The sequence below is a fragment of the Seonamhaeicola sp. genome, from assembly GCF_028281565.1.
In the GTDB taxonomy this organism is placed as follows: Bacteria; Bacteroidota; Bacteroidia; order Flavobacteriales; family Flavobacteriaceae; genus Seonamhaeicola.
Map to the genome: position 1 here is coordinate 21,700 of NZ_JANQJQ010000004.1, position 20,170 is coordinate 41,869.

Here is a 20,170-nt window from a genome sequence, read left to right on the forward strand (position 1 = left end):
AAAAGGGAGGAGCCATTAAAATAACTCATTTAAAATAGTGTCGTCTACTAAATTAGGTAAAGTTACTTTTAAATTAGGCGTTCGTTCCATTTCACGTTTAATTGCAAATAAAGCTTCATCATTCCTTGCCCAACTTCGGCGTGCAATGCCGTTATTGACATCATAAAACAGCATACTTTTTAAACGTTCTTCGGCTTCTTCGGTACCATCTAACACCAACCCGAAACCCCCATTGATCACTTCTCCCCAGCCAACGCCTCCTCCGTTGTGGATGGATACCCAGGTAGCCCCTCTGAAACTATCTCCAATCACATTATGTATGGCCATATCTGCCGTAAACTTACTACCGTCATAAATATTAGAGGTTTCTCTAAACGGTGAATCGGTACCGCTTACATCATGGTGGTCTCTACCTAAAACCACCTGTCCAATTTTACCCAGAGCAATAGCATCATTAAACGCCTTGGCAATTTTCATTCTACCTTCGGCATCCGCATATAAAATACGGGCTTGCGACCCCACGACCATCTTATTTTGTTTGGCATTTTGTATCCAGGTGATATTATCCTGCATTTGTAACCGGATCTCCTCCGGGGAATGTTCCATAATGCCCTGCAACACGTCCGCAGCAATAGTGTCGGTTTTATCCAAATCCTCAGGCTTCCCCGATGTGCATACCCAACGGAACGGTCCGAAACCATAATCGAAACACATGGGCCCTAAAATATCCTGCACATAGGACGGATATTTAAAATCAATACCATTTTCAGCCATCACCTCTGCTCCTGCCCTGGAGGCTTCCAATAAAAAGGCATTGCCATAATCAAAAAAATAGGTACCTCTTGACGTATGTTTATTGATCACTGCGGCATGTCTTCTTAAAGATTCCTGCACCTTTTGTTTGAATAGTTCCGGTGCTTCCCGAATCATTCTATTGGATGCCTCATAAGACAGCCCAACCGGATAATAACCTCCTGTCCACGGAATATGCAACGACGTTTGATCTGACCCAACGTGTACAAAAATATCATCCTCATAAAAACGCTCCCAAACTTCAACTACATTCCCAATGTAGGCTATAGAAACTATATCGTTAGCCTCTTGAGCTTTTTTTACCCGGTTAACCAAATCATCTAAATTATCAACCAACACATCCACCCAACCTTGTTCATGCCGTTTGGTAGCTGCTTTAGGATTTACCTCAGCAGCAATAGTAATACAACCGGCTATATTCCCGGCTTTTGGTTGTGCTCCACTCATACCGCCCAGTCCGGCTGTCAAAAAGATCTTCCCGTTGGGATTTTCATCTTTATTTAAAATTTTACGGAACGCATTCATCACTGTAATAGTGGTGCCGTGTACAATGCCTTGCGGACCAATATACATAAACGAACCCGCTGTCATTTGCCCATACTGCGTCACCCCAAGGGCATTGAATTTTTCCCAATCGTCCGGCTGTGAATAATTGGGGATCATCATGCCATTGGTTACCACCACTCTAGGCGCATTCTCAGAGGATGGAAACAAGCCCATAGGGTGGCCAGAGTACAAATGGAGGGTTTGCTCCTCGGTCATAGTTGCCAGATATTTCATGGTTAGCAGATATTGCGCCCAATTTTGAAACACCGCACCATTACCTCCATAGGTAATCAATTCCTCAGGATGCTGCGCCACGGCGGGATCCAGATTATTCTGGATCATCACCATAATGGCTGCAGCCTGCACAGACTTAGCAGGGTATTCCGAAATCGGTCGCGCATATATTTTGTAATCCGGTTTAAACCGGTACATATAAATTCTACCGAATTCCTTCAACTCTCTGGCAAATTCTGCAGCCAATTCTTTGTGCCACGTTTTGGGAAAATAACGCAAGGCATTTTTGATAGCTAACTGCTTTTCTTCAACGGTCAAAATATCTTTTCGCCTAGGTGCTTTGTTAACCCCTTCCGGATAGGTTCGTTTTGGTGGCAACTCCTTAGGAATGCCTTGTAATATCTGCTCTTTAAATGTCATCCTCTTTATATTTTTTAGACCTGCCAGGTTTTTAAAACCTTGCAGGTCTTTTGAAACTTTCACTACCTTAAATTAAACGCCCGGGTTCTTACCAACTCAATCATGGCATCGATGTCCGGTTTTAAAGCTCTGTCGTCTTCCAGTTTTGGTACTTTAGCCCTTATAATTCTAAAGTTCTCTTCTATGATATCTGAAAAGGTATTGGGTCTTCTAAACTCTAAAGCCTGGGCACCGTACATCAATTCAATGGCCAGGATCTTTTCCAGATTTTCAAGGATCTGATTGAACTTTCTACCTGAAATACTTCCCATAGACACATGGTCTTCCTGCCCTAATGAGGTAGGTACACTATCTGCCGAAGGTGGAAAACACAACGCCTTGTTTTCAGTCACCAGGGCTGCCGTGGTGTATTGTGGTATCATAAACCCGGAATTCAATCCGCCGCCACCTGTCGTTAATAATCTGGGCAAACCATACTGGCCTTCCAATAACAAATAGCAGCGTCTATCTGAAATGTTCCCTAATTCGGCGGCAGCCACCGAACAGTAATCAAGCGCCATAGCTAAGGGCTGTCCGTGGAAGTTGCCACCGGAAATCGCTTCGGTATCACTTAACACAATCGGGTTATCGGTCACCGAATTCAGTTCAATTTCGGCCAGTTCATTTAAGTGATAATAGGCATTCCTGGAAGCACCGTGCACTTGTGGAATACAACGCATGGAATAGGGGTCCTGCACACGTCCGCAGTTTTCATGGGAATCGACATTTTGTGACCTATAGAGTAACATAAACATCCGTTCTGCCACTTCAATAGTGCCTTTATAAGGCCTTATTTTATGGAGCTCGTCTTTAAATGGTGAAAAGCTGCCCTGATACCCTTCAATACTCATGGCCCCGGCTACATCGGCCATATCCAACAGATATTGCATCTTATGAAGTCCCACAATGGCATGTGCTAAAATAAACTGGGTACCATTTATCAAACCAAGCCCCTCTTTAGCATGTAACTCCATAGATATTAACTCATGAGCCTTTAACACCTCCGTGGCCGGCTTAATTGTATCTCCAATCCAAAATTCTCCTTCCCCAATTAATGGTAAGAACAGGTGTGACAGGGGCGCCAAATCACCTGAAGCACCTACCGACCCTTGCTCCGGGACAACGGGCAACAAATCATTCTCAATAAAATAAATAATACGTTCAATCAACTCTAGGCGCACCCCTGAAAATCCCTGACACAAGGCATGCACTTTGCAGATCATCATGATTTTCGACAATTGCTTATCAATCGGTTTTCCAACCCCTACGGCGTGCGTTAACAATAAATTTCGTTGCAGAGCTTTTGTTTCTTCCGGCGTGATCTGTACTTCGCATAAAGGGCCAAAACCGGTATTAATACCATAAACCGCCTTATTGCCGTTTGCCATAGCCTCCACCTTTTGCCTGCAAGCCATCACCTTATCCTTAGCTTCCGAGGTAATTTCTGCCTTCAGTGTGCCTCCTGCAATATCCAGAACTTTATCAACCGTAAGTGGCTCTATGCCGTATTTAAAACTCATATCCATTATGCATTTTTCTTTCTTCAAAGTTATTCCTAATTTTAATGCTTAAAAAGACTATCTTTGTTACAAATTGATAACTATGAGTAATCAATTAGAATTAAGACATCTGAAATATTTTCTGGCTGTGGCCGAAACCCTGCACTTTAGGCGCGCCGCAGAAAGACTCTATATTTCTCAACCCGGATTAAGCCGACAAATCAAACAAATGGAAGCGGATTTGGGCGTCACCTTATTTGAAAGACATAACCGAAAAGTGCTATTGACTAAAGCAGGGACATTTCTAAAAAAAGAACTGACCCTAACCTTAAAAAATTTAGATCAAACCTTACAACATGCCAAACTATTGCACGATGGTAAAAAAGGCGATCTGAAGTTAGGCTATGTGGGTTCGGCCATGCAGCAGATCATTCCTGATTTGTTATTGGCATTTGAAGAGGCACACCCCAACACCGTTTTCAACTTAAAAGAATTAGACAACCAAACCCAGATACAGGAATTGTTATCGTTTGACCTGGACCTGGGCTTTGTAAGACTAGAACGCGTTCCGAAAGGCCTGGAAATAAAACCCGTTTTAAAAGAATCCTTCTGTTTGGTTCTGCCCAAAGACTACCCCGTCAGTTCCGAAAACTTTAGAAATCTATCAGCTTTTAAAGAAGCCTCTTTTATTTTATTCGATCCAAAATACAGCGCCTCATATTATGAGCGTGTCATGCAAATTTTTGATGATAGCGGGTTTACACCTATAGTCTCTCATAATACGGTTCACGCCGGTTCCATATATAAATTGGTTGAAAACGGGTTTGGCATTTCCATAGTACCCAAATCTTTAATTACCGAAAACAAAAACATACGATTTATAGAATTAAAAAAGATCCGGCAAAAAACCACCCTTTCTGTGGTCTGGAATAAAAACAACCGCAATCCCATATTGAACGATTTTTTAAATTTGATAAAATAATTCATACAAAATGAAACTAATAGACCTATCCAAACCTATTCAGTACAACAAAGAAGACCCCTGGTTTATGAAAGTTAAGATCAAACATAAGCCTCATAAAAAGGCCAAATGGTTGCTCCGTATTTTAGGCTTACCTTTTAAATTATTTCCCAAAGGGTTTGAAGGCTGGGCCGATGATACCATAAAGAAAATGGGCGTGCATGCTACCACACATATCGATGCGCCCTGGCATTATGCCCCTACCGTAAACGGAGAAAAAGCAAAGACTATTGATGAAATTCCATTAGATTGGTGTTATGGTGATGGCGTTGTAATAGATATGAAACACAAAGCCGATTTTGACCCGATAACGGTCAACGATATAGAAGCGTTTTTAGAAGCACATAAGCTCAAATTGGAACATGATATGATCGTGCTTATTAAAACGGGGCGTGATATCTATAACGGCACTAAGGACTTTCATAAAAAGGGTACCGGTATGAGCGCTGAAGCTACAGAATGGTTAATTGACAAGGGAATCAAAGTGATGGGCATTGATTCCTGGGGTTGGGATCTACCCTTACCTTATATGATTGAAAAGGCCAAAAAAGATAATAATCCCGACTTCTTCTGGGAAGCCCATCTGGTAGGGAACCGAAAAGAATATTGCCATATGGAGCAATTGGTAAACCTGGACGCCCTGCCCTATTCCGGCTTTAAAGTGGCGGTATTTCCGTTAAAGATTGTAGGTGCTTCTGCGGCTCCTGCAAGAGTTGTGGCTTTAATGGAGGATTAATACAAGTTATTATTTGTAAGAATATTTTTGTTTTTAAACACAAAAAAGCTAACTTTGTAATATCAACACCTCCCGGACCTCTCAACGATGTGCACTTTTGGGGGGTTTTTTGTTTTTATAAGCATGCTTAAAGTCACATATAGCAAACTACCTAAAACATTTGAAAACCAAGTAAAGCTTTTAAAAGACAGAGGACTATCCATACCAAATGAAGAAAAGGCGGAAAAAATATTAACTTATATTAGTTATAATAGATTGAGTAATTATTGGTACCCAATGCTTAAAACTCCGAAAGAGGAAGAACTTTTTAAAAGCGGGGCATCTTTTGAAACAATTTTTAAGCTTTATCAATTTGATAGTGAATTAAGAGCTATTACTTTTCAAGCAATTGAACAAATTGAAATTGCTGTTAGAACCCAAACAATTTACCATTTATCGCATCATTATAAATCTGGTTTTTGGTACCAAAAAAAAGAGCCTTTTCGTAATTTCCCGAATTATATTCAATTTTTATCCAAAGTCACAAAAAATCTTCAGGAGACAAAACAAGAATTTATTTTAAAATATCAAAGAAAGTATATACAGTATTTACCTCCTTCGTGGAAATCATTCGAATTGCTAACTTTTACTAACCTACTTTCCATTTTGAAAAACATAAAAGACAATAAACAACTCATTCCCATTTCAAAAAGTTTAGGTATTCATCATAGTTTATTGATTTCCTGGTTAGATAATTTGATTTATATTAGAAATATTTGTGCTCACCATGGTCGATTATGGAATATTATTTTAACCATAAAACCAGAATGGTTAAAATCCCCGAAAGGAAATTGGGTAGATAAATGGGAGAATAATTATGATCCCACCGGGCACACATTAGAAAACGTCGATGAGAATGATAAGATTTTAAAAATCTATGCTTCAATCTGTGTAATCCTATATTGCTTACAATTTATAAACCCTTATAATAAATATAAAAAGCAATTACTTGAACTTATAAATAAGTATCCAGAAGTTGACCTTTATCATATGGGATTCCCTGAGGATTGGAAAAATCAGTCTCTTTGGAAATAAAAAACCTCTTAGAACAAAAGCCCAAAAGCATCTTACTAAGAAACTTTTGGGAACCATCTTAATAGCCATTAATTTATAAGAAAGCGATCAAAACTACTCTGATCTTTCAACAATCTCAGTGATCACAAAAGGGGCTTTATTTCCAGGATGCATAATTTTTACAGCCTTATGCACAATCTCACCTTTTAGGGTTTTTAGTTTTAAACGCACCGGTTTTCCATACTCAGGCGGAATAGGAATTTTAATTGCCTGTGTTTGTTTGCCGCCCACCTTGTAAGTATTGATCTTAATACCTTGCATTGAGGCTTCCAAAACAGCGTCTTTTGAAGTAGATCTAAATGAAAGTTCGGCATCCCATGTATTTACATACACACCCGGGTCTACAAACAGAATTTCATATTTAACCCAGTCAAATGATGTATCATCATCCTGATTTTTTTCAGCACTTCCAAATGTGTTATTTTGATATAAATAATCCCATGGTTTTGTTCGATTCTCATCGGTGGCATCAAAATAACCACTCTTTTGCCCCACACGAATTTTTGGGATCGATCCGTTGTCAACCTTTACAGTTTTTACCGCTACGATCTTTTCACTCGACTGCCCTATCATAATCTCGAAGTCGCCGGCTTCAACCTTGAACTGTTTTGAGTTTGTATCGTAATGCGAAAATGCTTCGTAGGGCAATTTGATGGCCACCGTTTTACTTTCTCCGGCAGGAATATGTAATCGTCTAAATCCTTTTAACGCTTTGGCCGGTACTATGTCCGAGGATGCTACATCACGAACATACACCTGTACAATTTCATCACCGTCCATTTTGCCCACATTAGAAACTTTAGCGGTTAAAACCACATCTTCCATCACTTTTATATGGCTTCTGCTCACATTAACATCCCGAATCTCAAATTGTGTATAGCTTAACCCATAGCCAAACGAATACAAGGGTCTCACTTTGGAATACATATAAGTGCGTCCTGTTTCCGGACCGTAATCATCTTTCCAGGTCTGGACGTTGTAATCATGCATATGTGGCAGGTCATTTTCTGATTTAACCCAGGTCGTACTGAGTTTGCCACCGGGATTTACGTCGCCAAACAATACGTTTGCCAATGCGGTACCTTGCTCCTGTCCGTTAGGCCATGCGCAAATGATACCGGGAATGTTTTCCTGCTCCCACCCTATGGATGTGGATCCACTTGGTATAAGCACAAGGATAACATTTTTATTTACCGCCTGAACTGCTTTAATAAGCTGATGCTGTTTCCCCGGTAGTTTTAGTGACATCCGGTCCCGGGTTTCCGTGGCGGTTGATTCGTCGTTTCCAACAACCAGTATAACATAATCGGAGTTTTTAGCCAAAGCAACGGCTTCGCTAATCTTTTGTTGATCACTAGCATCTCCGGTAACCGAACAACCTTCGGCGAAACTTACTTCTCCTGAGGTACTTTTTTGAATACCCTCAAGCGGTGCTATCTTACTTTTTGGATTCCCGGAATAGATTCCCAACCAACAGCGATTGGCAAAAGGGCCAATAACGGCCAGTTTACCACTGTCTTTTTTAAGTGGTAATATATCATCTTCATTTTTTAATAGCACTATAGATTGTTCCGCAGCTTCTAAGGCCAGTTGCTTATGGGTGTCACATTCCAAAACGCTTTTTGGAATTTTTGAATACGGATTAAGGGACGGGTCATCAAAATCGCCGGTCATAAATCGAAGCCTTAGTAATCTTCTGACTGAAACATCCAATTCCGCCTCAGTTAATAACCCTTGTTCGATAGCCGGTTTAAGAGCTCTTACAAAAGGGGCCGATTTGGTTTTATGCCTAAAACACTCCTGATCTACGCCCGCCTTTATGGCCATGGCAGCCGCTTCTTCCTGGGTTTGTGCATATCGCAGGCGCTTTTCTACGCCCTGGACCGCTGCCCAATCGGCAATGACATAACCCTCAAATCCCCATTCGTTTCGTAACACGTCATTTACAAGCCAGTCATGTGCTGAACACGGAATGCCATTTAAGCCGTTTAAGCCAGTCATAATACCGGTAGCTTCTTCATCAACAATACAGGTTTTGTATGCCGGAAAATAATATTCGTATAGATCTTTCATTCTAACCAGCGAATGGCTGTATTCTCTTCGGGTATCCACATTGTTGGCCACGTAATGCTTAACGGTGGTGACTGTTTTTACATAGTTAGGATCGTTACCCTGCATGCCTCGAATGTACATGCGGGCGATTTCCGACATAAGAAAGGGATCTTCGCTATAGCATTCTTCGTTTCTTCCCCAGCGTGGATCTCTGGCCATATTCACCGTTGGCGCAAACATCATCACTTCTTTTTGTCCTGAGTTTTTTAAAGCTCTGGCTTCATTAGATATGGCGGTTGCCACATCAAACATCAGATCGGGGTTCCAGGTAGCACCCATTGCTATATTTTGCGGGAACTGCGTACAATTCCAGGCTTTAAGTCCGTGAAGCGCTTCACCGTACCATTCAAAATACGGAATATCCAAGCGCTCTATTCCCGGTATACGCGACCCGCAGTAACTTATTTTTTCATCCAGCGTCATTTTAGACAATAGATCTTCCACTCTGTCATCAATACTAGCATTGGGATTTTTCCATACTTGTGCGTTAAAAAAGGCGATGCTTACAAATATTAACAGCGTACTAAACAAGAACTTTTTACTCATTGCAAATGGGGGTTTTAAATAGAATTCTCAAAGATACGATACGGACAAAACATATCTTAAAAAATGAAAAATTTACCAATAAAAAAATCATTTATCTACGAAAACTTTTCGTAACTTTTTTACAAGTTTTAGCAACTAAATATGGAGCAATTTATGAAGCTTGATTTTGCAAAAAATTCCAGCTACTTTTATACTGAGCAACAAAGCATATTAATAATTCTTATTATCTCGAAATAATTAATGGTAATACGCATTTTTATTCCACAAATAAAAAGTTAGTCGCAATTAATCAATGAAATAAGTAAAAAAATGAACTTTAAACCAAATGACTTTTTTATTGGCTTACAAGATTTCTTCACTATCCTGGTTCCAGGTGGAATACTTGTTATATTTCTAATATTTAATACTCCGGAAACAGTAGAGGGCGTATTTAATAAACTTAGTGAATCCGACAACAAATTTCAATTAGCGGTTCTACTATTCTATTCATACATATTCGGACACGTACTCAAGAGAATCGGAAGAATTTTAGATAAAATTTATGACAAACTAATGTCATCTAAAAATTCAGATTTATTGGAGGAAGTCAAAAAGCATAAAAAAGATGATTACCCAAATTTATCAAATTATGAGTGGGCAAGGTTCCTGTTGTTAGAATCTAATTCAAGTTATGTTAATGAAGTAGAAATAGATATGATTAGTTCCAAATTTTTCAGGACCTTGGTAATATGTATTATACCAATTCTGATTTATTATATAGTAGTTGATAATTCACAGACTTCAAAACTCCTAATAATCATAGGTTTAGTTATGCTTATATTGTTCTCATTTTATCAATACCTGTATCTTAGAAAAAAGTCTGTTGAAAAAACGTATAAATATGCTATTTACAGTATAAAGAAAGCCAAGGAAAAAAATGATTAACAATGCAATGAGGCAATGCTTCACTCCTCTCGAACATACTCATACACCAACCGTTAGACAAACTTCCCTAAAAATGAAACCCAAAGGTACCGGTCACCCCAAACTTTCGGGCACCGGGATTATCCAGGTAGTTTCCTCTGAAATTAAAATCTAAACGGAAGACCTTAAAAATATTGCCAATACCAAGTCCATATTCATAATAGACTTTATCACTCGGGGCTATCAAAGGAATATTATAGGGATGGTTTGTGGTGCTCAAGGCTACATTTTCATCGGAGATCTCACCCCAAACCCCACGAACACTGATAATTTCACGTAAATTGAATTTTCTAAGGAAAGGAATTCTGGAGAATAAGCGTCCGTTAAAATTGTGTTCTACATGAAACGAGGTATAGGTATCTGACACAAACTCGTAAAAGTCCAGTTGTGAAAAGGTATTATAAATTGAAAAGTATGACTGATTTCCCGGAATGACACTTAACAATCCAAGTGGCACTTCCCCAAAGGTCTTCCCTGCTTCAATAGACGTTGTTAACCTTCCAAATCCACCTACCTGCCAGGGTTGTACATAAGAAAACTGCACTTTAGTATAATCAAAATCACTATTGAACATACTTTTGTCGCCCCGGCTTACCTGGGCAAAAATACGGGCGTAGTCATCGTTGGCATCATGGCGTTCCACACCAAACCCCGTCATTTTGCGTCCCGGGAAATAGAATAAAGACAAGGAAGTCTCAAACTGTTTGATTTCAGACTCAACACCTGTTGGGGTATTATAATCCAGACTAAAGGTTGGTGACGCCGACTCCAAAGTTCTATAGTTGGCTCCTGCTCGGAAGATCAAATTTCTAAAGGGTTCGGCTTCCAAAGCAAAACTGGTTAGATTAATAGTGGTCAATTTATCATTAGCGCCTGTTCCAACTACTGCAGATGATGCCAAACTTCGCCCTAAAACATCCGTACTGGTTGTTAAACTGGCTCCTATTTGCTCCACATCACGCCGGTTTCCACCTGAAATAATGAGTCGGCTCTTCTTATCCAACAACCACTTCCCGGAAATACCGTATTTAAACTTATCGTCTCTAAAACCATAAGCCAAGAAGCCTTCCAATCGCCATAGATCATTTCGTCCAAAATAAGTACGTCCACCTGTTCTAAGGCGTAAGCCTTCCACTTCATTAAACCCAAAGGTTGAAAAAATGGGACCATAATCCAAAGGCAGCGAATTAAACTCAATATAACCCGATGATAAAATACTCCCTAAATTATAAAGCTGCTTGAATTTTTTGACTGTTTTCAGGGTATCCAGCATTTTGTAAACCCCTTTTTCGTCTTTATTTAAAGCCTCCAGACGGTTCTCCTCCCAGAATTTATCATCTCTGTCATAAACATCCTTATCATAATTATACACTTCGGCTTCATAGAATTTTTTATCCTTTTGAATATCAAATTCATAATTATCATAAAGTGTGGTACGCTTACCATAAACGCCCCTGGATTTTTCCTTTTTACTAAAAGCAAAATCAGACATCATATAATCCCGCTTTACCAGGAATAAAGAATCGTTCAACACCTCAAATTCCTGTTCAATATAGATCTCCTTTACCCAGTTGATATTGGCACTTTTTGAAGCCTGTAAGTTGATCTCCTTAACTGCATAGGTGGTATCGGCCACCCAAAAATCCCCTTTAAAAGTGAGTTCGTTTTTACGCCTTGGATAATACGTGATATTGAAACACCACTTGTTATCGATATAGGCGCTATCGGTCAACACATAGTTATAGGTGTTTATACCAGTTCTTGATAGTGGACTTATAAAACTCTTATCAAAAAACTTCAGGTAGTTATCATACACATTATAATCTGAATACAGGTCATCTACAAAATCAATGATCACCTGGTTGTCATTAAACCCGGAATTCTTGTTTCCCTTTAAAACTTCCTTTTCTTTACTAGTGGTATTGTCCCCATAAACCCGAGAAGCCGCTTCATTAATGAACATAGGCAAATAGGTCTTACCGGTAACGCGAGAGGTATCCACTTCATTAAAAACAAATTCCATCCCTTTAAAAAATTTGCTCTTTATCAAAGCACTATCAATCGTATTGATATCGAATTCTACCTTTTCGTATTTGTCGTATTCGTATTGTTTGAAGCGTTTGAGTCCGTTTTCACGTTTGTGCTCCCAAATTTTTCTAAGGATATCGATCGCGGGATTATTCTTTTTAGACTGTTTCCCGGTCATTAATACCACAGCATCCAATTGCGCTGCTTCCTCCTTTAGGGTGAATTTTAAATTGTAGCTTACTTTTTTATCCAAAGGAATAATCAAGGTTTCATACCCTATAAAAGTGATGGTAAGAGCTTCCCAGGTTTCATTAGATTCCAGATAAAACCTGCCATTTTCATTAGTAGTAGTACCTTCTGTAGACCCCTGGAATATGACATTGGCAAAAGAAACGGGCTCATTATTTTCATCGAATACATGACCACTGACTTTCGTCTGGGCACACACACTAATACAAGTGAAAAACAATAATACACTGAGTAATCTTATGCTCATAATACAAAAAACTTCATCAACACTATGCTAATGAAGTTTATATAACGTAAAAAATATCGATTTATTGATACAATACTTTCTTTACTGCTTTAATAACATCCTCACTATTTGGCAACCACTCTTTTAATAATACCGGAGAATAAGGTGCCGGTGTATCAGCAGTATTTAATTTTACAACAGGAGCATCTAAATAATCAAACGCCTCGGCCTGAACCGAATACGTAATCTCCGTGGCAACACTTCCGAAAGGCCACGCTTCTTCTAGAACAACCAGGCGATTTGTTTTCTTAACCGATTCAATAATGGTTTTTCTATCCATAGGGCGCACCGTACGTAAATCTATAATTTCACAGGAAATGCCTTCTTTTTCTAACTCGTCAGCGGCTTTGTAAGCTTCTTTGATAATTTTTCCGAAAGACACAATGGTCACATCATCTCCTTTTCTTTTAATATCCGCCACACCGATCGGAATTAAGTACTCCCCTTCCGGCACTTCGCCTTTATCACCGTACATTTGCTCACTTTCCATAAAAATCACCGGATCGTCATCACGGATTGCCGATTTTAATAAACCTTTAGCATCAGCCGGATTTGATGGCACTACGACTTTTAATCCCGGTGTATTGGCAAACCAGTTCTCAAAAGCCTGGGAGTGTGTTGCACCTAGCTGGCCTGCAGACGCCGTAGGGCCACGGAAAACAATAGGGCATTTAAACTGGCCTCCGGACATTTGCCTGATCTTAGCAGCGTTGTTTATAATTTGATCAATTCCAACTAAAGAGAAGTTAAAGGTCATGTACTCTACAATAGGCCTGTTTCCCGTCATGGTAGACCCTACTGCAATACCTGCAAAACCAAGCTCTGCAATAGGCGTATCAATAACACGTTTAGGTCCGAATTCATCTAACATCCCTTTTGAAGCTTTATACGCTCCATTGTATTCCGCTACTTCCTCTCCCATTAAATATACGCTTTCATCTCTGCGCATTTCTTCACTCATGGCTTCACAAACAGCCTCTCTAAATTGAATTGTCTTCATTAAATCTATTTTATTCGAGATGCAAAAATAGGAATAATTGCTTATAGTTTAGCATAAAAACCAACAGTAAAATCATCAGGCTTTTAAAATTAATAATTTTACAGAAATTGTATGGGAATAATGAAAAATTGATAGTGCAACGAAGTTCTGATTATTTTATTCATTCCTCAGTTTATCAACCAAAGTGTTATAAATTCGTAAAGAAAGACTACCGATTACCCAATTTTATACAAATTTTTTAAAATTTTATTATGCATGCATAGTATTTTTTCGAAATAAAATAATTACCTTCGTAACCTCAAAAAACATACTTCTTTTAATATAAAATACTATGAAAATATTAGTGTGCATTAGTCATGTTCCTGATACTACTTCAAAGATTAATTTCACGGAAGACGATACAAAATTCGATACCAATGGCGTACAGTTTGTCATTAACCCGAACGATGAATTCGGATTAACCCGCGCCATGTGGTTTAAAGAAAAACAAGGGGCCCATCTTACGGTTGTGAACGTTGGTGGTCCTGAAACCGAACCAACACTGCGAAAAGCCTTAGCGATCGGGGCCGATGCTGCCATACGTGTTAACACGGTGGCAACCGATGGTTTTTCGGTGGCTAAACAATTAGCGAAAGTAGTTACCGACGGTGGTTATGATTTAGTGATTGCCGGTAGAGAGTCTATTGATTATAACGGCGGTATGGTTCCCGGCATGATCGCCGGCTTAACTGATGCCAACTTTGTAAACAACTGTATTGGCCTGGAAGTTGACGGTACTACTGCTACAGCAATCAGGGAGATCGATGGTGGTAAGGAAACCGTTTCTACATCGCTTCCTTTAGTTATAGGCGGCCAAAAAGGATTGGTTGATGAAAGTGACTTGCGTATTCCTAACATGCGTGGTATTATGATGGCGCGCCAAAAACCTTTAACGGTGGCTGACCCTGCGGAAGCTAACCAGGAAACGTCTTCGGTTAAATTTGAAAAACCGGCTCCAAAAGGTGCTGTTAAGTTAGTTTCGGAGGACAATCTGGATGAATTAATTAATTTACTTCATAACGAAGCAAAGGTAATCTAATAACCAAATTTCAAACACCAAATTCCAACTCATTGATTTTTGGGATTTGTTTTTTGGAATTTACATTTTGAAAAAATATTATGTCAGTTTTAGTATATACAGAATCAGATCAGGGAACGTTTAAAAAAGGCGCTTTAGAGGTAGCTTCTTATGCCAAAGCGGTAGCGGACCAATTAGACACAACGGTTACCGCAGTAAGTATAAATGCCGGTGACACCTCAGCATTAGGGACTTATGGTGTTGATAAGGTTTTAAATGTTTCAAACGATGCTTTAAAGGCGTTCAACGCCAAAATATATGCCGATGTCATCAGGCAGGCTGCGGAAAAAGAAAATGCCCAGGTTGTTGTTGTGAGCTCCAGTGCGGACAGCAAATATTTGGCTCCCCTTTTAGCAGTCGGTTTAAATGCCGGTTATGCCACCAATGTTATTGAAGCACCAAGTAGCACTTCGCCATTTACAGTAAAAAGAAATGCCTTTACCAATAAAGCTTTTGAGGTATCACAGATTAATACCGATGTTAAAATTGTTGGGGTATCCAGTAATGCCTTCGGATTGGTTGAAACCGGTGGGAATGCTTCCGCGGAAGATTTTTCACCTGCCATTGCAGAATCAAGTGTAACCGTAGAGTCGGTTGATAAAGCCACCGATAAGGTGACTATTGCCGATGCCGATATTGTTGTTTCCGGCGGACGTGGCTTAAAAGGCCCTGAAAACTGGGGTATGGTAGAAGAACTAGCTGATGTTTTAGGAGCCGCCACAGCTTGTTCCAAACCGGTATCGGACCTGGGCTGGAGACCACATAGCGAGCACGTTGGGCAAACCGGTAAGCCGGTGGCTTCTAACCTCTATATTGCTATCGGTATATCCGGGGCCATTCAACATTTAGCCGGTGTTAATGCTTCTAAAGTAAAAGTGGTTATCAATACCGATGCTGAAGCTCCCTTCTTTAAGGCGGCAGATTACGGCGTTGTAGGTGATGCCTTTACCGTAGTTCCAAAACTCATTGAAAAATTAAAAGCTTTTAAAGCACAACAATAATTTTTTTTATAACTTGTATTTTTAAAGAACTGTTTAATTTGGCATAATTATAATTAAATCTGCCTTAGGCAGTTGGTAAATTCCGAATTTAAACAGTTCTTTGCCTTTTTATAAATTATGAGTTTAGTAAGATTAAATATTAAGGGGATATCCTATAGCCAAACCCAAAATGGCGCTTATGCACTGATATTGAATGAAGTAGACGGAGACCGCAAACTCCCTATTGTGATAGGTGCTTTTGAGGCACAATCTATTGCCATAGCTTTGGAAAAGGAAATCAGGCCTCCAAGACCCTTAACTCATGATCTTTTTAAAAATTTTGCTGACCGATTTGATATTGTGGTCAAGCAGGTTATCATTCATAAATTAGTTGACGGCGTTTTTTATTCCAGTTTAATTTGCGAGCGCGATAAGATTGAAGAGATCATTGATGCCAGAACCAGTGACGCCATTGCTTTAGCGCTTCGCTTTGATGCTCCTATATTCACTTATAAAAACATTTTGGACAAAGCCGGTATTTACTTAAAGGTGAATCCTTCAAAGGATGAAGAAAATGCCCCTAAGGAAGACAGTATTTTAGTGGATGATGTCATTGCCAGTGAAATGGAGCCCAGTGCACCAAGAGAGAGCTATAAGGGAAAAACGTTAGAAGAACTGCAAACCCTCCTTGATGAAGCCGTTGCCAACGAAGACTACGAAAAAGCAGCTCATATCAGGGACGAAATGTCCAAACGCCAATAAACACGTATTATGAAACAACCACTTTTTCTGTCTTTTCTGGCTATTTTTTTAGTTTTTACCACTTCAATATTTGCACAAGAAACAGAAAAAGTAACCCCTCAGGAAACAAGTATCGGGGTACCTCCGGTTGAAGCAGATGATAGGCCCAATACCACTTTGGTAGATCACCCCGTTGAAACCAAAATTGAAGCACAAGCCACAAATAGTTCAATAATTCCCAGTCAGGGATTTTCTTTTAATAGCATATGGCGAGGCATTCTGGGCATGATCTCATTAGTCTTTATTGCGTTCCTTTTTAGTAGTAATAAAAGAGCTGTTAATTGGAAAACGGTAGGCATTGGCCTGGGGTTTCAACTTCTCATTGCCATTGGGGTTTTAAAGGTGCCTTTTATTCAATATACCTTTGAAACTATTGGCAGGTTATTTATAAAAGTATTGGATTTTACAAGAGCGGGCAGCAAGTTTCTGTTTGAAGGCTTGGTAGTTGACATGGATACTTTTGGGTTTATCTTTGCATTCCAGGTATTGCCAACTATCCTGTTCTTTTCAGCCTTAACCTCAGTATTGTTTTATTTAGGGATCATTCAATGGGTAGTAAAAGCTTTCGGTTGGTTATTGACCAAATTACTTAAAATTTCCGGCGCGGAAAGTTTAAGTATCGCCGGTAATGTATTCTTAGGTCAGACCGAAGCCCCGCTTTTAATAAAAGCTTACCTGGAAAAGATGAATAAATCTGAGATGCTTTTGGTAATGATTGGTGGTATGGCAACCGTTGCCGGTGCTGTATTAGCAGCATATATAGGCTTTTTGGGAGGCGATGACCCTGTTTTACGCTTACAATACGCAAAACACTTGTTAGCGGCTTCAGTAATGGCAGCTCCTGGAGCCATTGTTATTTCCAAAATATTATATCCGCAAACCGGGAACGTTAATACCGATGTTAAAGTATCCCAGGAAAAAATAGGGTCTAATTTTTTAGATGCTATTGCTAATGGAACCACTGAAGGATTAAAACTGGCTGTTAACGTAGGCGCCATGCTTTTAGTGTTTTTGTCATTTATCGCTATGATAAATTATATTCTGCTCAAGGTTGGTGACCTATCAAGTTTAAATGCTTTTATTGCTGAAAATACAACCTATGACAGCTTATCGATAGAATTTATTTTAGGTTATGTATTTGCACCTCTAATGTGGCTCATCGGCGTTGCCAAAGAAGACATGGCCCTTATGGGACAACTCCTAGGTATTAAATTGGCGGCCAGTGAATTTGTGGGCTATATTCAGTTAGCCGATTTAAAAAATATTTCTAATGCCGTTCATCTTAAATATGAAAAGTCTATAATCATGGCTACCTATATGCTTTGCGGGTTTGCTAATTTTGCTTCTATTGGTATTCAAATAGGCGGCATTGGGTCTTTAGCCCCGGGACAACGCAAAGTGCTGTCACAATTCGGCATGAAAGCCTTAATTGGCGGTACCATTGCCTCCCTGGTTTCTGCTACTATTGCGGGTATGATCATTGGGTAATATATTCCTGCCTTTCGACTCCGCTCAAGATAAATTCCAACAGGAATCTCTTAGAAGACCAACCTAAAACATTTATTGGGAAAGCACTTCGCCGGTTAGTTTTTAATCATCACTCCCTACTTAAGCAAGAATTTAAAAACCGTTAATAACTTTTTTATATTTATCCTTTTCCAAACTAAAATCTTACTCTAGTTTTTCTTTAAATTCGTTTCTGCTATCATTTTGCTGATTGCCACTTAATTTTAACTTATTATGAGATTCCTGTTGTCACAGGAATAATGCCTATGAAACAATATCACGACCTAGTAAGACACGTTTTAGAACATGGACATGAAAAAGGGGACCGTACAGGAACCGGCACCAAAAGCGTTTTTGGCTACCAAATGCGTTTTGATCTGAGCGAAGGTTTTCCCATGGTTACCACTAAAAAGCTCCATTTAAAATCTATAATCTATGAATTACTCTGGTTTTTAAAAGGTGATACTAACATTAATTATTTAACCGAAAACGGGGTTAGGATCTGGAACGAATGGGCCGATGACAATGGGGATTTAGGTCCGGTATACGGGCACCAGTGGCGCAATTGGAACAGTGACGAAATAGACCAGATAAAAGAGGTTATAGACACTATAAAGCACAATCCGAATAGCCGTAGAATGCTGGTATCGGCATGGAATCCTTCGGTACTTCCGGATACTTCCATATCGTTTAGTGAAAATGTGGCAAACGGCAAGGCCGCTTTACCACCATGCCACGCGTTTTTTCAGTTTTATGTTGCCGATGGAAAATTATCCTGCCAACTCTATCAACGTAGTGCCGATATCTTTTTAGGGGTTCCTTTTAATATTGCGTCTTATGCCTTATTCACCATGATGATGGCCCAGGTTTGCGGGTATCAACCGGGAGAGTTTATCCACACGTTTGGTGATGCTCATATTTACAGTAATCATTTTGAGCAGTTAGAACTACAACTCTCCAGGGAACCAAGACCTTTACCAAAGATGATCTTAAACCCGGACATAAAAGACATCTTCGACTTTACATTTGAAGACTTTACCCTATTGGATTATGATCCGCATCCACATATCAAAGGGGTTGTAGCTGTATAAGTTTTATTATGAAAAATACAATTACAATACTAATGTTAAGCATTAGCACCTTATTTTTCGCTCAAAAAAAATCCAATAATAAAATTTTCGAGGTTATTGAAAATGTCCCTGTTTATAAAGGCTGTAATAAAAATGACACCAATAAAGAATTAACCGAATGCATGACCCAAAAGATTGCTGAGTTAATTTCAAAAAACTTCAATACTGGTATCGCTTACGAAATTGGATTGCAAGATGGGCTTGTGGAAATTCAAGTTATTTTTAAGATAAATTCACATGGAGAAGTTACAGATATAAAATGTACTGGACCTCACTCTCGTTTGGAAGAAGAAGCAAAAAGAGTTATTAGTTTAATCCCCAATATGGAAAGGCCTGCACTTCAAAAAGGAAAAGCTATAAATGTACCTTATGTTTTTCCTATCCAGTTTATTGTTGGTAATACTAGAATAAAGAAAAAATAAACCTCCGCGTTAGGGATTGCAACGGCATCCTTTTTATTGTGGATTCCTGCCTTCGCAGGAATGACAGAATGAAAAGATATAGTGGAAAGCCCGACCCGACAGGGTAACGCCCAAAAACTAAAAAAAACGCTTCCAAAAAGGAAGCGCTTTTAAATTAAAATATTTTCTAAGCTTATACAGTTACTACGCTGTTTTCAGCACCTGCAAAATCGTTCCATAAATAAGAATCAGCAGCAGAATCGTTTACATATTCACCATCTACTAAATACTTAAACTCATAAGAGTTGTCTTTGTCTAAATCGATAGTACCTTTAAACACACCACTCTTTAATTTTTTAAGAGGTGCTTTCTTAGCATTCCAGTCGTTAAAACTTCCTATTACAGACACTTTTTTTGCGTCCTCAGCTTCGATAGAAAAAGTAACCTTACAGATTGGTTTACTTTTTAAATATTGTTTTTTAATAGCCATAATTATAAATTTTTGCGTGTTGTTTTATGGGGCAAATTTATGAAACAATCCCCTACAGCACTACAATAAATGTGGTTTACCATAAAGAATTATCAATTTGGTAATATATGTTAACAATATTTTAAAGTATAGAAAAAAAT

16 protein-coding genes are annotated in these 20,170 nt (G+C 39.1%); 10 read left to right on the plus strand and 6 right to left on the minus strand.

The window, feature by feature from the left end; all coding sequences use genetic code 11:
• Positions 1-15: 15 nt before the first annotated feature.
• Together Q0983_RS00560 and hutH are read right to left on the minus strand one after the other, a co-directional pair.
• Positions 16-2,013: a urocanate hydratase gene (locus Q0983_RS00560; RefSeq protein ID WP_299547119.1), complete on the minus strand. Its 1,998-nt coding sequence runs from the start codon at positions 2,011-2,013 to the stop codon at positions 16-18.
• Positions 2,014-2,075: 62 nt separating this feature from the next.
• Complete coding sequence (hutH, locus tag Q0983_RS00565; protein ID WP_299547122.1) at positions 2,076-3,572, minus strand: histidine ammonia-lyase; 1,497 nt, start codon at positions 3,570-3,572, stop codon at positions 2,076-2,078.
• A gap of 82 nt (positions 3,573-3,654) precedes the next feature.
• Here hutH and Q0983_RS00570 point away from each other — a divergent pair, with 82 nt between their 5' ends.
• From Q0983_RS00570 to Q0983_RS00580, 3 genes are all read left to right on the plus strand, one after another.
• A complete protein-coding gene (locus Q0983_RS00570; RefSeq protein ID WP_299547125.1) occupies positions 3,655-4,533 on the plus strand; it encodes a LysR family transcriptional regulator in 879 nt (292 codons plus the stop codon).
• A 10-nt stretch (positions 4,534-4,543) separates the two neighbouring features.
• A complete protein-coding gene (locus Q0983_RS00575; protein WP_299547128.1) occupies positions 4,544-5,308 on the plus strand; it encodes a cyclase family protein in 765 nt (254 codons plus the stop codon).
• A gap of 123 nt (positions 5,309-5,431) precedes the next feature.
• A complete protein-coding gene (locus tag Q0983_RS00580; RefSeq protein WP_299547131.1) occupies positions 5,432-6,382 on the plus strand; it encodes an Abi family protein in 951 nt (316 codons plus the stop codon).
• 93 nt (positions 6,383-6,475) lie between these two features.
• Here Q0983_RS00580 and Q0983_RS00585 read toward each other — a convergent pair whose 3' ends face one another.
• Positions 6,476-9,079 carry a glycoside hydrolase family 3 C-terminal domain-containing protein gene (locus tag Q0983_RS00585; protein WP_299547134.1) on the minus strand — a complete coding sequence of 868 codons (2,604 nt, stop codon included), beginning with the start codon at positions 9,077-9,079 and terminating at the stop codon, positions 6,476-6,478.
• 309 nt (positions 9,080-9,388) lie between these two features.
• Between Q0983_RS00585 and Q0983_RS00590 the strand changes: the two genes are divergently transcribed.
• Positions 9,389-10,003, plus strand: a complete 615-nt coding sequence (locus tag Q0983_RS00590) for a hypothetical protein (RefSeq protein ID WP_299547137.1) — start codon at positions 9,389-9,391, stop codon at positions 10,001-10,003.
• Positions 10,004-10,070: 67 nt separating this feature from the next.
• Here the strand turns inward: Q0983_RS00590 and Q0983_RS00595 are convergent, their stop codons facing one another.
• The gene (locus tag Q0983_RS00595; protein ID WP_299547140.1) at positions 10,071-12,566 is read right to left on the minus strand and encodes a DUF5686 and carboxypeptidase-like regulatory domain-containing protein; all 2,496 of its coding nucleotides are present in this window, start codon (positions 12,564-12,566) and stop codon (positions 10,071-10,073) included.
• Positions 12,567-12,627: 61 nt separating this feature from the next.
• Positions 12,628-13,605, minus strand: coding sequence for a pyruvate dehydrogenase complex E1 component subunit beta (locus Q0983_RS00600; RefSeq protein WP_299547143.1), 978 nt, complete (start codon positions 13,603-13,605; stop codon positions 12,628-12,630).
• 331 nt (positions 13,606-13,936) lie between these two features.
• Here Q0983_RS00600 and Q0983_RS00605 point away from each other — a divergent pair, with 331 nt between their 5' ends.
• From Q0983_RS00605 to Q0983_RS00630, 6 genes are all read left to right on the plus strand, one after another.
• Positions 13,937-14,683, plus strand: coding sequence for an electron transfer flavoprotein subunit beta/FixA family protein (locus Q0983_RS00605; RefSeq protein WP_299547145.1), 747 nt, complete (start codon positions 13,937-13,939; stop codon positions 14,681-14,683).
• Positions 14,684-14,763: 80 nt separating this feature from the next.
• On the plus strand, positions 14,764-15,723 hold the full coding sequence (locus Q0983_RS00610; protein ID WP_299547148.1) for an electron transfer flavoprotein subunit alpha/FixB family protein: 960 nt from the start codon (positions 14,764-14,766) through the stop codon (positions 15,721-15,723).
• A gap of 117 nt (positions 15,724-15,840) precedes the next feature.
• The gene (locus Q0983_RS00615) at positions 15,841-16,464 is read left to right on the plus strand and encodes a bifunctional nuclease family protein (RefSeq protein ID WP_299547151.1); all 624 of its coding nucleotides are present in this window, start codon (positions 15,841-15,843) and stop codon (positions 16,462-16,464) included.
• Between the two features lie 9 nt (positions 16,465-16,473).
• The gene (locus Q0983_RS00620) at positions 16,474-17,991 is read left to right on the plus strand and encodes a nucleoside transporter C-terminal domain-containing protein (protein ID WP_299547154.1); all 1,518 of its coding nucleotides are present in this window, start codon (positions 16,474-16,476) and stop codon (positions 17,989-17,991) included.
• Between the two features lie 284 nt (positions 17,992-18,275).
• Positions 18,276-19,100, plus strand: coding sequence for a thymidylate synthase (locus tag Q0983_RS00625; RefSeq protein WP_299547157.1), 825 nt, complete (start codon positions 18,276-18,278; stop codon positions 19,098-19,100).
• Positions 19,101-19,108: 8 nt separating this feature from the next.
• Complete coding sequence (locus Q0983_RS00630) at positions 19,109-19,561, plus strand: energy transducer TonB (protein WP_299547160.1); 453 nt, start codon at positions 19,109-19,111, stop codon at positions 19,559-19,561.
• A 172-nt stretch (positions 19,562-19,733) separates the two neighbouring features.
• Here Q0983_RS00630 and Q0983_RS00635 read toward each other — a convergent pair whose 3' ends face one another.
• Positions 19,734-20,030 carry an isoamylase early set domain-containing protein gene (locus Q0983_RS00635; protein WP_299547163.1) on the minus strand — a complete coding sequence of 99 codons (297 nt, stop codon included), beginning with the start codon at positions 20,028-20,030 and terminating at the stop codon, positions 19,734-19,736.
• Between the last annotated feature and the right edge of the window lie 140 nt (positions 20,031-20,170).